Here is a 14,380-nt window from a genome sequence, read left to right as displayed (position 1 = left end):
GTGAACAACGGACGTCCAGAGGACGGACGCGCCCGAGTGCGCGGGGTGCGGCCAGGTAGCGTGGGCAGCACCATGAACAGCACTCCCCCGCAGCCCCGGACTGCCGACGACGAGCGCACTCTGCTGGTCAAGGTGTTCGGCAAGGACCGTCCGGGCATCACCACCGGACTCTTCGCCACGCTGGCCGCGTTCGACGTCGACGTGATCGACATCGAGCAGGTGGTCACCCGTGGCCGGATAACGCTCTGTGCTCTGATCACCCCGCCGGCCGGCGGGGCGCTGGGGGCCGAGGGTGCGCTGCGCGCCACCGTGCACCGGTGGGCCGAGGACACCAGGCTCCAGGCCGAGATCATCTCCGGCACCGGCGACAACCGGCCGCGCGCCGAGGGCCGTTCACACGTCACGGTGCTCGGCCACCCGCTCACCGCGGCGGCCGTCTCGGCGCTGACCCGGCAGGTGACCTGCGAGGGCGGCAACATCGACCGCGTCTTCCGGCTGGCCAAGTACCCGGTGACCGCGGTCGAGCTGGCCGTCTCCGGCGTGGCCACCGAGCGGCTGCGGGCCGCGCTCGCGGTGGAGGCGGCCGCGCAGCGGGTGGACATCGCGGTGGTCTCGGCGGGCCTGGAGCGGCGGGCCAAGCGCCTGGTGGTGATGGACGTGGACTCCACCCTGATCCAGGACGAGGTGATCGAGCTGTTCGCGGCCCACGCGGGCTGCGAGGCCGAGGTCGCCGAGGTGACCGCGGCGGCGATGCGCGGCGAGCTGGACTTCGCCGAATCCCTGCGGGCCCGGGTGGCGCTGCTCGCCGGGCTGGACGCGGGGGTGGTGGAGAAGGTGCGCTCGGAGGTGCGGCTCACACCGGGGGCGCGCACCCTGATCCGCACCTTGCAGCGGCTCGGCTACCAGGTGGGCATCGTCTCCGGCGGGTTCACCCAGGTCACCGACTACCTGGTGGAGTTGCTCGGGCTGGACTTCGCGGCGGCGAACACGCTGGAGGTCGAGGACGGCCGGTTCACCGGGCGGGTCACCGGGGAGATCGTCGACCGGGCCGGCAAGGCCCGCTGGCTGGCCCGCTTCGCCGACCAGGCCAAGGTGCCGCTGGAGCAGACCGTGGCGATCGGCGACGGTGCCAACGACCTGGACATGCTGAACGCGGCCGGACTCGGCGTGGCCTTCAACGCCAAGCCGGTGGTCCGCGAGGCCGCCGACACCGCGGTCAACGTGCCGTTCCTGGACACCGTGCTCTACCTGCTGGGGATCACCCGCGAAGAGGTGGAGGCGGCGGACGAGCTGCACGGGACGCCGCCGGAGTAGGAGCCCCTTCTCGACGCGCGGGTGGTGGGCCCGGTACGCGCACCACGTACCGGGCCCACCACACCGGCTGCGATGTCAGTACTGCGGCACTGCGGCGTCAGTCCTGCGGCGGCACGTAGAACGAGACCAGCTTGGCCGCCCCGGGTTCGACCGACTTCCAGGAACCGTCGAGGGAGAACACCGCGATCCCGGCGGTCGGAAACCCGCCCTGGCGCAGCCGGGCGAGCTCGTCGCCCATGCTCTCGTCCCCGGCCAGCACCTCGACCAGGTTCTGCACCCCCGGGTTGTGCCCGATCAGGATCAGGTCGGCGAACTGGTCCGGGGTCTCCTGCAGCACCGCGATGATCTCGCCCGCGGTCGCGTCGTAGACCCGATCCTCGAAGACCGTCTTGCGGCTGCGCTTGGGCAGCTCGTGCGAGGCGAGCTTCCAGGTCTCCCGGGTGCGCACCGAGCTGGAGCAGAGCACGAAGTCGGGGTTGATCCCCGAGTCGGCCAGCCACTGCCCGGCGGCCGGCGCCTGGTGGCGACCGCGGTCGGCGAGCGGGCGCTCATGGTCGGCGACCTCCGGCCAGTCGGCCTTGGCATGGCGGAGCACGGTGATCCTGCGAGGCGCGTTGAGGCTCATACGAGAAAGCTTCGCAGAAAACCGTGCTCGCTACCGGGCCAGACGGCCCGCCGGTCGGGATCAGCCCATCGACTGGGCGATCGTCGCCACGATCGAGATCAACACGACGATTCCGAGGATCGCGCCGAAGACCTGGAGCAGCTTGCGGCGGCTGTCGGGCGGGTTGGGTTCGAGAACGGGCATGGCCCGAGTCTCGCATCCTTTCCGGGTCGGCCGGCCGCCGGGGTCGCCGTCACCTCGTCCACGATTCCGGGTCAGCCGGCCGCCGGGGGCGCCGTCACCTCGTCCTCGATGTGCCGGGCCCGGGCCGCCCGCAGACCGATCAGCAGCTGCGGCACGAGCAGCACGGCCAGGAAGCCGAGCGGCAGGTCCCAGCCGCCGGTGCGCTGGTAGAGGGTGCCGACCAGGATCGGGCCAGGGATCGAGATCAGGTAGCCGACACCCTGGGCGAAGGCGGACAGCTGGGCCACCCCACCGCTGGTCCGGGCGCGCAGTCCGATCATCGTCAGGGTGAGCGGGAAGGCGCAGTTGGACAGGCCGAGCAGCACGGCCCAGAGCCACTGCCCGCCGGCCGGGGCGAGGGCCAGCCCGAGGTAGGCGGCCAGGCCGCAGCCGGCCAGCACCACCACGAAGATCCGCTGATCACCACGGCGGGCCGCCCAACTGGGCAGCACGAAGGAGATCGGCACGCCGATCGCCATGGTCAGGGCGAGCAGCATGCCCGAGGTGCCGGCGCTGACGCCCGCGTCCTGGAAGATCTGCGAGAGCCAGCCCATCACGGCGTACGCGCCGGTGGCCTGGCAGCCGAAGAAGACCGCCAGCGCCCAGGCGGTGCGGCTGCGGGTGATCGCCAGCCTCCCGGCGGCGGCACCCCCGTCCCGCGCCGGCCGCCCGTCCCGGCGCACCGCCAGGGTGACCAGCCAGACCAGCACCGCGAGCCCGCCGAGCACCGCCCAGATGCCCAGGCCCTGCCGCCAGCTGCCGCCCAGCGCGCTGGTCAGCGGCACGGTGACGGCGGCGGCCAGCGCGGTGCCGGCCGACAGTGCCATCGAGTACAGCCCGATCATCGGCCCGACCCGGTCCGGGAAGTAGCGCTTGATCACCACCGGGATCAGCACGTTGGCCACCGCCACCCCGGCCAGCGCGAGGGCGGTCAGCAGCAGGAAGACGGCGGTGCTGCCGGAGAAGGCGCGGGCGGCGACGCCGGCGGTGATCGCGCCCAGCCCCGCGGTCACCACCACCGTGGGCCCGAACCGGCGGGCCAGCGCCGGGGCGGCGAAGCCGAAGATCGCGAAGCAGAAGGACGGCACGGCGGTGAGCAGCCCGGCCACCGTGGCGCTCATGTGCAGGTCGTCGCGGACCTGGTGGAGCAGCGGGCCGAGGCTGGTCACCACGGGCCGCAGGTTGAACGCGGCGAGCGCGACGGCGGCGGCCAGCAGCCAGCCGAGCCGGCCGGAGCGGTGGCCCACGGCCGGAGCAGGGGTCGGCGCAGGGGCCGGCGCGGGAGTCGTTCGGGCGGTGGTGTCGGAGTCGGCTTCGCGGGACGCGGCTTCGGAGGACGCTGAGAGCATAGGCACCATCATAGAATGATGGGATGAATTAGCGAGCCATCATCGAGAGAAGATGGTCCCAGCCGAGCCTCCGAAGGAGCACCATGACGCTGTCCTCGCCCAGGCGCACCCCGCTGGCCGATCAGGTGATCGCCCAGCTGCGGGCCCAGATCACCTCGGGTGAGTGGCCGGTCGGCTCACGGATCCCCACCGAGGCCGCGCTGGTCGAACAGCTGGGCGTGGCCCGCAACACCGTGCGCGAGGCGGTCCGCGCGCTCGCCCACAACGGCCTGCTGGACATCCGCCAGGGTTCGGGCACCTACGTGCTGGCCACCAGCGAACTGGCCGGGGTGATGCACCGGCGGTTCGCCGACGCCGAGCAGCAGGAGATCGCCGAGCTCCGCTCGGTGCTGGAGGCGGGCGCGGCGGCGCTGGCCGCGACCCGGCGCACCGAACGCGACCTGACGCTGCTGCGCGGCGCGCTGGCCCGGCGCGAGGAGGCCTGGTTCGGCGGCGACGCCGAGGTCTTCGTGCAGGCCGACGCGGCCTTCCACCAGGCGGTGGTGGCCGCCGCGCACAACGACGTGCTGGCCGAGGTCTACGCCGACCTCGGCGAGGTGACCCGTGCCCATCTGCGCCAGGACATCGGCCCGGTGCTCTCGCCCGAGCGCTACGTGGGCCACGACCGGATCCTCGCCGCGATCAGCAGTGGCGATCCGGCGGCCGCCGCGACGGAGTCCTCGGCCGTGATCGGGGCCTGCGGCCGGATGGACGCCGAGTCGTAGGGTCTGTCGCGACCAACAGCGGCGACCCCCGCCACGACCGGTCGACCGGCCGCGACGAGGGTCGCCGCTGAAAGTGCAGCGCTCAGGCGCCGATCGCGTGCAGCCCGCCGTCCACGTGGATGATCTCGCCCGTGGTCTTCGGGAACCAGTCCGAGAGCAGCGCGACCACACCGCGGCCCGCCGGGTCCATGTCGGTGACGTCCCAGTTCAGCGGCGAGCGGTGGTTCCAGGTGTCGGCCAGCAGCTCGAAGCCCGGGATCGACTTGGCGGCCATCGACTTGAGCGGGCCGGCCGAGACCAGGTTGCAGCGGATGCCCTGCTTGCCCAGGTCGCGGGCCAGGTAGCGGGAGGTCGCCTCCAGCGCCGCCTTGGCCGGGCCCATCCAGTCGTACTGCGGCCAGGCCACCTGGGCGTCGAAGGTCAGGCCGACCACCGAGCCGCCCTCGGCCATCAGCGGCAGGCAGGCCATGGTCAGCGACTTCAGCGAGTACGCCGAGATCTGCATCGCGGTGGCGACCGACTCCCACGGCGTGTTCAGGAAGTTGCCGCCCAGCGCGTCCTGCGGCGCGAACCCGATCGAGTGCACCACGCCGTCCAGGCTGCCGAGGTGCTCGCGCACCTGGTCGGCCAGGCCGTCCAGCTGCTCGGTGTTGCTGACGTCCAGCTCCAGCACCTTGACGTTCTCGGGCCGGGGCAGCTTCTTGGCGATCCGCTCGGTCAGGGTGGGCCGCGGGAAGGCGGTCAGGATGATCTCGGCACCCTGCTCCTGGGCCAGCTTCGCGGTGTGGAAGGCGATGGAGGACTCCATCAGCACGCCGGTGATCAGGATCCGCTTGCCTTCGAGAATTCCGCTCATGTTCTCAGTGACCCATGCCCAATCCGCCGTCCACGGGAATGACGGCTCCAGTGATGTACGCGGCCTCGTCGGAGGCGAGGAACCGCACGGTGGAGGCGACCTCGGCGGGCGCGGCGTACCGGCCCAGCGGCACCCCCGAGACGATCTCCTGGCGGCGCTCCTCGCTGAGCACCGCGGTCATGGCCGTGTCGACGAACCCGGGCGAGACCACGTTGACGGTGATGCTGCGCGGGCCGTACTCGCGGGCCAGCGAGCGGGCGAAGCCGACCAGGCCGGCCTTGGAGGCCGCGTAGTTGGCCTGGCCGGGCGAGCCCAGCAGGCCCACCACCGACGAGACCAGCACGATCCGGCCCTTCCTCGCCCGCAGCATCTTGGCCGAGGCGCGCTTGACCACGCGGAAGGTGCCGGTCAGGTTGGTGTCGACCACCGAGGTGAAGTCGTCCTCGGTCATCCGCAGCATCAGCACGTCCTTGGTGATGCCGGCGTTGGCGACCAGCACCTCGACGGGGCCGTGCTCCTTCTCCACCTCGGTGAAGGCGGCATCCACCTGCGCGGTGTCGTTGATGTCGCAGCGCACCGCGAGGACGCCGAACTTGGCCAGCTCCTCGGGCAGCTCGCCGGAACGGCTGGTGATGGCGACCTTGTCGCCCGCCTCGGCGAAGGCCTGGGCGATGGCGAGGCCGATGCCCCGGTTACCTCCGGTGACGAGAACCGAGCGGCTCAACGATCCACCTCTCCCTTTCGTGGTTGCGCGACGCACGGGCAGCGTACGCAGTGTGACGCTATCGGTTGCCTCCGCATCGCGACGAATCAGGGCTCAACAGGTGATTCGGGTCGGATCTGTCGCCTTCCGACAAAGACTGCCCTGACCTGACCGGGTCGAGCTGTCGGGAACGCCAAGCGGCGGATACCCGTTGGCCTGTCCGTGCGGGCGGGTGGAGTCGTAGCCTGTGGCCCGACCGACTGCCGAGAACACTCCAGTAAAGGGCGGCATCCCGATGAGCGAGGCAAACCCCCAGGGCGGCAGCCGCCGGGGCCGACTGCTCACCCTGACCACCGCGGCCGTCGGGCTCGGCGCCGCGGCCTGGGCCTTGCGCGAGGTCCCCGCCGCCTTCGGGCGCGACCCCGACGCCGAGCCGGGTGACCGGATCCGCAACTCTCCCCAGTACGCGGACGGCACCTTCCACAACGCGCCCTCCACGGTGGCCCGCTCCCCGCAGCGCTTCTCGCCGACCGACCCGACCGTGCTGCGCCGCTTCCTGACCGAGCGCGGCGGGGGCACCCCGCGCCGCCCGGTCCCGCTGGTCCGCGAGCCGGCCCCCGCCGACCGGCCGGCCGCCGAGGGCGTGGCGATCACCTGGTACGGGCACGCCTCCGCACTGGTGGAGATCGAGGGCGCCCGGGTGCTGCTCGACCCGATGTGGAGCGAACGCTGCTCGCCCTCCGCGCACCTGGGCCCCAAGCGGCTGCACCCGGTGCCGATGGAGCTGGAGGAGCTGCCCGCGGTGGACGTGGTGCTGATCTCGCACGACCACTACGACCACCTGGACATGCCGACCGTCAAGCGCCTGCTGCGCAGCCAGTCCGCACCGTTCGCGGTGCCGCTGGGCATCGGCGGCCACCTGCGCCGCTGGGGCGTGCCGGAGCACCGGATCATCGAGCTCGACTGGGACGAGACCTGCACGCTGGGCGAGCTGACCGTCACGCTGACCGCGGCGCACCACTTCTCCGGCCGCTCGCTGACCCGCAACACCACGCTCTGGGGCTCCTGGGTGATCGCCGGGCAGAGCCGCAAGGTCTTCTACACCGGCGACTCCGGCTACTTCGAGGGCTACGCGGCGATCGGCGCCGAACACGGCCCGTTCGACGCCGCACTGGTGCAGATCGGCGCGTACGACCGGTACTGGGCGGACATCCATCTCAGCCCCGAGGACGCGGTGCTGGCCCACCGGGAGCTGACCGGCGGGCTGCTGGTCCCGGTGCACTGGTGCACCTTCAACCTGGGCCTGCACCCGTGGTCCGAGCCCATCGAGCGGCTGCTCACCGAGGCCAAGGCGCAGGGCGTGCCGGTCGCGGTCCCGCGCCCGGGCGAGCGGGTGGAGGTGTCCGACCCGCCGGAGCTGGACCCCTGGTGGGCCGATCTGGCCTGAGCAGAACGGAACTGACGGATCGTCAGCCACGCGGACCGTTATTTCCTGGCTGAAAGGGCGCTGGCAGGCCATGATGCGGTGCGGGACCCCCTTGACCCGGGCGGGCCCGCACCGCTCGCCGCCCGCCGGCCCGTCACCACCAGGGAGTCCGATGCCGCCGACCGCCAGCAGCTCAGCCGGCCGCCAGGTCGATCCGCTCTTCCTCGCCCTGCCGCTGCGCCGGCTGGCCGCCGCCGCGCTCGACCGGGCCCGCCAACTCGGCGTCAGCCACGCGGACTTCCGCATGGAGCGGGTGCGCAGCGCGTCCTGGCGGCTGCGCGACGCCAAGCCGGCCGGCAGCTCCGACAGCCTCCAGCTCGGCTTCGCGGTGCGGGTGGTGCTGGACGGCGCCTGGGGATTCGCGGCCGGCGTGGACCTGACCGAACAGGCCGCCGCCCAGGTGGCCGAGCAGGCGGTGGCGGTGGCCAGGCTGTCGGCCCGGATCAGCAAGGCCGCCGGCGGCGGCGACCTGGTGGAGCTGGCCGACGAGCCGGTGCACCAGGACGCCACCTGGATCTCCGCCTACGAGATCAACCCCTTCGACGTGCCGGACGCGGAGAAGACCGGCCTGCTGGCCGACTGGAGCAGCCGCCTGCTGGCCGCCGACGGCGTCTCGCACGTGGACGCCACCCTGCTGACCGTGCAGGAGAACAAGTTCTACGCCGACACCGCCGGCACCATGACCACCCAGCAACGGATCCGCCTGCTCCCCTCCTTGGAGGCCGTCGCGGTGGACGACCGCACCGGCGCCTTCGAGTCGATGCGCACCCTGGCCCCGCCGGCCGGGCGCGGCTGGGAGTACCTCGGCGGCACCGGCTGGGACTGGGCGGGCGAGCTGGCACGGATCCCCGAGTACCTGGCCGAGAAGGTCAAGGCGCCCAGCGTCCAGCCGGGTCGCTACGACCTCGTGATCGACCCCACCAACCTCTGGCTCACCATCCACGAGTCGATCGGCCACGCCACCGAACTCGACCGCGCGCTCGGCTACGAAGCCGCCTACGCCGGCACCTCGTTCGCCACCTTCGACCAGCTGGGCGTGCTGCGCTACGGCTCGGACTCGATGCACGTCACCGGCGACCGCACCGCCGAGCACGGCCTGGCCACCATCGGCTACGACGACGAGGGGGTGGCCACCCAGTCCTGGGACCTGATCCGCGACGGCATCCTGACCGGCTACCAACTCGACCGCCGGATGGCGAAGTCGAAGGGCCTAGGCCGGTCCAACGGCTGCGCCTTCGCGGACTCCCCCGGACACGTCCCGGTGCAGCGGATGGCCAATGTCTCGCTGCAACCCGCCGCCGCGGGGCCGGACACCGCCGAGCTCTGGGCCGGCGTCGAGAACGGCCTGTACCTGGTCGGCGACCGGTCCTGGTCGATCGACATGCAGCGGTACAACTTCCAGTTCACCGCCCAGCGCGCCTACGCCATCAAGAACGGCGAGCTGGCCGGCCAGGTCAAGGACTTCGCCTACCAGGCGACCACCACCGACTTCTGGCGCTCGATGAAGGCGGTCGGCGGGCCGCAGACCTACCTGCTGGCCGGCGCCTTCAACTGCGGCAAGGCCCAACCGGGCCAGATCGCGGCGGTCAGCCACGGCTGCCCTTCCGCCCTCTTCGAGCAGGTCAACATCCTCAACACGCAGCAGGAGGCGGCGCACTGATGGCCGGTCAGCACAACTCTCCGCACGAGCTGGTCGAGCGGGCCCTGGAACTCTCCCGGGCCGACGGCTGCGTGGTCCTGGTCGACGAGGAGACCAGCGCCAACCTGCGCTGGGCCGCCCCCGACAACCGGCCGGGCGGCGCGCTGACCACCAACGGCGTCACCCGAGGCCGCCGGCTGACCGTGATCTCCACCGTGCACGGCACCGAGGGCACCGCCTCGGGCGTGCTGGCCCGCGAGGCGGTCACCGCAGCCGACATCGAGGAGCTGGTCCGGGCCGCCGAGGCCGCCGCCCGCGCGGCCGGCCCGGCCGAGGACGCCCAGCCGCTGCTCGGCCCCGACGCCGCCCCCGCGAGCGCCGGCTTCACCGAGCCGCCCGCCGAGACCTCGATCGACGTCTTCGCCGAGTTCGCCCCGCAGCTCGGCGCCGCCTTCGCCCGGGCCCGCACGGCGGGCCAGGCGCTCTACGGCTTCGCCCGGCACGAGCTGATCAGCAGCTACCTGGGCAGCTCCACCGGCCTGCGGCTGCGCCACGACCAGCCCACCGGCACCGTGGAGCTGAACGCCAAGGCCGGCGCCGCCTCCGCCTGGGCCGGCGCCGCCACCCGCGACTTCGCCGACGTGGACGTGGCCGAGCTGCAGTCCACCCTCGGCGAGCGGCTCGGCTGGGGCAAGCGCCGGATCGACCTGCCGGCCGGACGCTACGAGACGCTGCTGCCACCGAGCGCGCTGGCCGACCTGATGATCTCGCTGAGCTGGTCGATGAACGCCCGGGACGCCGTCGAGGGCCGCACCGTCTTCAGCCGGCCCGGCGGCGGCACCAGGCTCGGCGAACGGCTGGCGCAGCTGCCGCTGACGCTCCGTTCGGACCCGGCCGCCGCCGGCCTGGAGAGCGCGCCGTTCGTGCTGGCGCACTCCTCCACCGACTCGCACTCGGTCTTCGACAACGGCCTGCCGGTGGGTGCCACCGAGTGGATCAGGGGCGGCGAGCTGGCCGAGCTGCAGACCACCCGGCACACCGCCGCCCTCACCGGGCTGCCGGTCCGCCCGGCCGGCGACAACCTGCTGCTGGAGCTGGCCGACCAGAGCGCGGCTCCGACGCTGGCCGACATGGTCGCCCGCACCGAACGCGGACTGCTGCTCACCTGCCTCTGGTACATCCGCGAGGTCGACCCGGCCACCCTGCTGCTCACCGGCCTCACCCGGGACGGCGTCTACCTGGTCGAGAACGGCCAAGTGGTCGGCGAGGTCAACAACTTCCGCTTCAACGAATCGCCGGTCGACCTGCTCGGCCGGATCACCGAGGCCGGCCGCACCGAGCGCTGCCTGCCGCGCGAGTGGAGCGACTGGTTCAGCCGCGCCGCGATGCCGCCGGTGCGGGTCTCGGACTTCAACATGAGCTCGGTCAGTCAAGCTTCCTAGTGAGGAACCCCCCTTTGGACGAAAAACGCCTGGTCAAGACCTCCAAGCGGCTCTCCCGCATACTCCGCCACGACCCGGGCGCCGTCGGCCTGACCCTCGACGAGGGCGGCTGGGTCCCGGTCGACACGCTGCTCGCCGCCTTCGCCCGGTCCGGGAACCGGCTCAGCCGGGCCGACCTGGACCTGGTGGTGGCGAACAACAACAAGCAACGCTTCGCCTACTCGGCGGACGGCAGCCGGATCCGGGCCAGCCAGGGCCACACGGTGGCGGTCGACCTGGGCCTGGCCGCCACCCAGCCCCCGCCGGTGCTCTACCACGGCACCGCCGAACGCACCCTGCCGGTCATCTTCGCCGAGGGCCTGCGCCCGATGAGCCGGCAGGACGTGCACCTCTCCGCCGACGTCGAGACGGCACTCAAGGTCGGCGCCCGGCACGGCCGTCCAGTGGTGCTGCGGGTGGACGCGGCGGGCCTGGCCGCGGCCGGCCACGAGTTCCGGATCAGCGCGAACGGCGTCTGGCTCACCGACACCGTGCCACCCGACCGCCTCACCCGGCACAGCGCCGGATGAGCGGCCGCTCCCCCGCTCTCCGACCGGGGATCGAGGGAGCGTACGGTGGAGCAAACCGGGCGGAATCGGTGTCGCGCGGGTGGAGCCAAGGGCGGCGATGCAGATGGGCGGCAGGCAGTCGGACGACGGTCGGGTCTTCCGGATCACCGGAGCCCGGACCAGCCTCTCCGAGGACGTCCGCGGGCGGCAGCGCCGCTACATCATCTCGATGCTGGTCCGCACCGCCTGCGTGCTGCTGGCGGTGGCGCTGTGGAACGTGCAGCGCTACGTCGCCTTCGGCGCGCTGGCCGGCGCCGTCCTGCTGCCGTACTTCGCGGTGATCATCGCCAACGCCGGCCGGGAGCGGGCCCCGGGCCTGCCGAGCACCTTCGACATGCCGGCCGACACCCCGCTGATGCTCGGCCCCGGCGGTACGGGTGGCGGCGGCCGGGGCGAGGCCGCCCCGGAGCCACCCGGCAAAAGCTGACTCTCCGTATACGGGCAAGTCAGGGCGACAGCTGAGGTTTCATATCAGCTGTGACCAACTTGCCCGTTTTTCATGCCTTTTGTCAGCTCTGAACCTCAGGAGAAGCTCAAATTAGTCTTGAGAGGGCTAGCCAAAGGCCCACCTTTCCGTGACATACTGCGTACGCGCTCCGCATCCCCCGTCGGAGTGACGGACCGACGCCGGGCGGCTCCCCCCGTGGCTGCCCGGCGTCGCCATGTCCGCATCAGGGTGGTGCGCAGGGATCCTGCTCCACCGGCCGAGGTGGGAAACCGGCCCGGGTGAGAAACTGTCGATCATGAGCATCGACTTCTTCGGCGCGGCGGGCGGCGCTCCCGACGGCCCCGACGGTCCCCCCAAGTGCTCGGCCAAGGGCTGCAAGGCGGCCGCCGAGTGGGTACTGGTCTGGAACAACCCGAAACTGCACACCCCGGACCGCCGCAAGACCTGGCTGGCCTGCGGCGAACACCGCGAGCACCTGAGCCAGTTCCTGAGCGTGCGCGGCTTCCTGCGCGAGACCGTGGCGCTGGCCGACCGGCCACAACAGCAGGCGCGGGACCAGGCGCAGGACCAGGACGAGTCCTGACGTCCCGTCAGCCGCCGATCGCCGACATCGGGCGGTCCGGCTGGTGGAACTGCGGGTCGTCGATCCCCGCGCCCGCCTTCTTGCCCCACATCGCCGCCCGCCACAGCGCGCCCAGCTCGGCGTCCGAGGCACCGGAGCGCAGGGCGGTGCGCAGATCGGTCTCACCGGTGGCGAAGAGGCAGTTGCGGACCTGGCCGTCGGCGGTCAGCCGGGTGCGGTCGCAGGCCCGGCAGAACGGCCGGGTGACCGAGGCGATCACCCCGACCGTCGCGGGGCCGCCGTCCACCAGCCAGCGCTCGGCGGGTGCCGCCCCGCGCGCGGCGCTGGGCTCGGGGGTGAGGGTGAAGCGGGTCGCGAGCAGTTCCAGGATCTCCTCGGCGGTGACCATCTGCGAGCGGGTCCAGCCGTGCTGGGCGTCCAGCGGCATCTGCTCGATGAACCGCAGCTGGTAGCCGCGCTCCAGGCACCAGGCGAGCAGTTCGGGTGCTTCGTGGTCGTTGACCCCGCGCATCAGCACCGTGTTGAGCTTGACCGGGGTCAGCCCGGCGGCCTCGGCGGCGGCCAGACCGTCCAGCACGTCCTGGTGGCGGTGCCGGCGGGTCAGGGTGTGGAAGGTCTCCTCGTCCAGCGTGTCCAGCGACACGTTGACCCGGTCCAGGCCGGCCTCGCGCAGCGCCCGCGCGGTGCGCGCCAGACCCACGCCGTTGGTGGTGAGGGACAGTTCGGGGCGCGGCGCCAGCTCGGCGCAGGCCGCGATGATCGACACCACACCCGGGCGCAGCAGCGGCTCACCGCCGGTGAACCGCACCTCGCGCACCCCGAGGTCCCGGACGGCCAGCGCGACCAGCCGCACGATCTCCTCGTCGGTCAGCAGCTCGGGCTTGGCGAGCCACTGCAGACCCTGCTCGGGCATGCAGTAGGTGCAGCGCAGATTGCACCGGTCGGTGAGCGAAACCCGCAGATCAACGGCCTGTCGGCCGAAGCTATCCAACAGCACGGTGCCCACCTCTTCCCTGTCACGGACCGGCGCCCGACCCACCGGGGGCGGACCGGGCGCCAGCTTAGACCAGAGGGATCTTGGGCCCGGGTGCGCGCCGATCCCGGTACGGGAGCGAACCTCCAAAGTCAGCCTACGTCGCCGGCCCGCCGGCGCGGCGGCCCTGCGAGGCGACCGCCTGGCTCGCTCAGGGCCTAGAAGGCGATCCGCACCTTCAGCGCGGTGCGGTCGTTCATCGCCTGGTATCCGGCCGGGACGCCGTCCAGCTCGACCGTGCGGTCGAAGACCAGCCCGGGGTTGATGTCACCGGCCAGCACGTCGGCCAGCAGCTCCGGGATGTACGCGCGGGCCGGCGCGACGCCGCCGCCGAGCGCCACGTTCCGGCCGAACATCTGGCCGATGTCCACGCCCGCGCTGCCGCCGTGCGGCACGCCGACGTAACCGACCGCGCCGCCGTCGCGGGCGATCGAGATCGCGGTGCGCATCGACTCCTCGGTGCCCACCGCCTCCAGCACCGCGTGCGCGCCCTGACCGCCGGTCAGCTCGCGGACCGCCTCGATCGCCGCTTCGCCGCGCTCGGCCACCACATCGGTGGCGCCGAACTTCCGGGCGATCTCGGTGCGGGCCTCGTGCCGGCCCAGCGCGATGATCCGACCGGCACCCAGCCGGTGCGCGGCCAGCACGCCGCAGAGCCCCACCGCGCCGTCACCGACCACGGCGACCGTCGAGCCGGGCCGGACCCGGGCGGCGACGGCGGCGTGGTGACCGGTGGCCATCACGTCGGAGAGGGCGAGCAGGCTGGGCAGCAGCGCCGGGTCGGTGGCCGCGTCGTGGGGCAGCTTGACCAGCGTGCCGTCGGCGAACGGGACCCGGACCGCCTCGCCCTGGCCGCCGTCCGAGCCCACGCTGCCCCAGAAGCCACCATGCGGGCAGGAGGTCTGCAGGCCGTCCCGGCAGAAGTCGCAGGTGCCGTCCGACCAGACGAACGGGGCGACCACGAAGTCGCCGACCTTGAATCCGTCGACCGCCGGGCCCACCTCCTCGACGATGCCGAGGAACTCGTGCCCGATCCGCTGGCCGACCTCGCGGTCCGCCACGCCCCGGTAGGCCCACAGGTCGCTGCCGCAGATACAGGCGTTCACCACCCGGACCACCGCGTCGGTGGGCTGCTGGATCACCGGGTCGGGGACCTCTTCGATCCGGATGTCATTGGGGCCGTGAATCACGGTGGCGCGCATGGTGATGCCCTTCGGGTACCTGATGGAAATTCGTCCAGCTGTACGACCCGCCCCACCTGCCACTCTATTCCGCGGTCCGCTTCAACGTGATCCACGCCGCATCGCC

The 14,380-nt window shown here is 72.4% G+C and carries 15 protein-coding genes; 8 read left to right on the top strand and 7 right to left on the bottom strand.

Annotated elements, in window-relative coordinates; translation table 11 throughout:
- The first annotated feature begins 72 nt into the window (after positions 1-72).
- A complete protein-coding gene (gene serB, locus ABH937_RS06395) occupies positions 73-1,314 on the top strand; it encodes a phosphoserine phosphatase SerB (protein WP_280689015.1) in 1,242 nt (413 codons plus the stop codon).
- 97 nt (positions 1,315-1,411) lie between these two features.
- Here the strand turns inward: serB and ABH937_RS06390 are convergent, their stop codons facing one another.
- The 3 genes from ABH937_RS06390 to ABH937_RS06380 all read right to left on the bottom strand — a co-directional run bounded on the left by ABH937_RS06390 (position 1,412) and on the right by ABH937_RS06380 (position 3,510).
- On the bottom strand, positions 1,412-1,939 hold the full coding sequence (locus ABH937_RS06390; protein WP_280689014.1) for a histidine phosphatase family protein: 528 nt from the start codon (positions 1,937-1,939) through the stop codon (positions 1,412-1,414).
- A gap of 60 nt (positions 1,940-1,999) precedes the next feature.
- Complete coding sequence (locus tag ABH937_RS06385) at positions 2,000-2,122, bottom strand: SGM_5486 family transporter-associated protein (RefSeq protein WP_280689013.1); 123 nt, start codon at positions 2,120-2,122, stop codon at positions 2,000-2,002.
- A 71-nt stretch (positions 2,123-2,193) separates the two neighbouring features.
- Positions 2,194-3,510 carry an MFS transporter gene (locus ABH937_RS06380; RefSeq protein WP_280689012.1) on the bottom strand — a complete coding sequence of 439 codons (1,317 nt, stop codon included), beginning with the start codon at positions 3,508-3,510 and terminating at the stop codon, positions 2,194-2,196.
- Positions 3,511-3,593: 83 nt separating this feature from the next.
- Between ABH937_RS06380 and ABH937_RS06375 the strand changes: the two genes are divergently transcribed.
- Positions 3,594-4,274 carry a FadR/GntR family transcriptional regulator gene (locus ABH937_RS06375; protein WP_280689011.1) on the top strand — a complete coding sequence of 227 codons (681 nt, stop codon included), beginning with the start codon at positions 3,594-3,596 and terminating at the stop codon, positions 4,272-4,274.
- Positions 4,275-4,356: 82 nt separating this feature from the next.
- Here ABH937_RS06375 and fabI read toward each other — a convergent pair whose 3' ends face one another.
- Together fabI and fabG are read right to left on the bottom strand one after the other, a co-directional pair.
- Entirely contained in the window at positions 4,357-5,130 is a 774-nt protein-coding gene (fabI, locus tag ABH937_RS06370; RefSeq protein ID WP_280689010.1) for an enoyl-ACP reductase FabI, read from the bottom strand.
- A 4-nt stretch (positions 5,131-5,134) separates the two neighbouring features.
- Positions 5,135-5,854 carry a 3-oxoacyl-[acyl-carrier-protein] reductase gene (gene fabG, locus ABH937_RS06365; RefSeq protein ID WP_280689009.1) on the bottom strand — a complete coding sequence of 240 codons (720 nt, stop codon included), beginning with the start codon at positions 5,852-5,854 and terminating at the stop codon, positions 5,135-5,137.
- Positions 5,855-6,128: 274 nt separating this feature from the next.
- Between fabG and ABH937_RS06360 the strand changes: the two genes are divergently transcribed.
- The 6 genes from ABH937_RS06360 (at position 6,129) to ABH937_RS06335 (ending at position 12,039) form a co-directional block, all read left to right on the top strand.
- Complete coding sequence (locus tag ABH937_RS06360) at positions 6,129-7,280, top strand: MBL fold metallo-hydrolase (protein ID WP_280689008.1); 1,152 nt, start codon at positions 6,129-6,131, stop codon at positions 7,278-7,280.
- A 151-nt stretch (positions 7,281-7,431) separates the two neighbouring features.
- Positions 7,432-8,979: a TldD/PmbA family protein gene (locus ABH937_RS06355; RefSeq protein WP_370217487.1), complete on the top strand. Its 1,548-nt coding sequence runs from the start codon at positions 7,432-7,434 to the stop codon at positions 8,977-8,979.
- Entirely contained in the window at positions 8,979-10,400 is a 1,422-nt protein-coding gene (locus ABH937_RS06350; protein WP_280689007.1) for a metallopeptidase TldD-related protein, read from the top strand. Before ABH937_RS06355 ends, ABH937_RS06350 begins: the two co-directional genes overlap by 1 nt.
- 14 nt (positions 10,401-10,414) lie before the next feature.
- Positions 10,415-10,969: an RNA 2'-phosphotransferase gene (locus ABH937_RS06345; protein WP_280689006.1), complete on the top strand. Its 555-nt coding sequence runs from the start codon at positions 10,415-10,417 to the stop codon at positions 10,967-10,969.
- Positions 10,970-11,072: 103 nt separating this feature from the next.
- Positions 11,073-11,435 carry a DUF3099 domain-containing protein gene (locus tag ABH937_RS06340; RefSeq protein ID WP_280689005.1) on the top strand — a complete coding sequence of 121 codons (363 nt, stop codon included), beginning with the start codon at positions 11,073-11,075 and terminating at the stop codon, positions 11,433-11,435.
- Positions 11,436-11,751: 316 nt separating this feature from the next.
- Entirely contained in the window at positions 11,752-12,039 is a 288-nt protein-coding gene (locus ABH937_RS06335; protein ID WP_280689004.1) for a hypothetical protein, read from the top strand.
- A 7-nt stretch (positions 12,040-12,046) separates the two neighbouring features.
- On the opposite strand, the gene moaA is transcribed toward ABH937_RS06335, so the two are convergent.
- Both moaA and ABH937_RS06325 read right to left on the bottom strand, forming a co-directional pair.
- The gene (moaA, locus tag ABH937_RS06330) at positions 12,047-13,036 is read right to left on the bottom strand and encodes a GTP 3',8-cyclase MoaA (protein ID WP_280689003.1); all 990 of its coding nucleotides are present in this window, start codon (positions 13,034-13,036) and stop codon (positions 12,047-12,049) included.
- Between the two features lie 194 nt (positions 13,037-13,230).
- Positions 13,231-14,274 carry a zinc-dependent alcohol dehydrogenase family protein gene (locus ABH937_RS06325; protein WP_280689002.1) on the bottom strand — a complete coding sequence of 348 codons (1,044 nt, stop codon included), beginning with the start codon at positions 14,272-14,274 and terminating at the stop codon, positions 13,231-13,233.
- Positions 14,275-14,380: the final 106 nt, after the last annotated feature.

Origin of the sequence: Kitasatospora sp. GAS1066B (genome assembly GCF_041262605.1) — a bacterium.
Lineage (GTDB): Bacteria > Actinomycetota > Actinomycetes > Streptomycetales > Streptomycetaceae > Kitasatospora.
The sequence above is the reverse complement of the archived record's forward strand: the minus strand, read 5'-3'. Positions and strand labels throughout refer to the sequence as shown.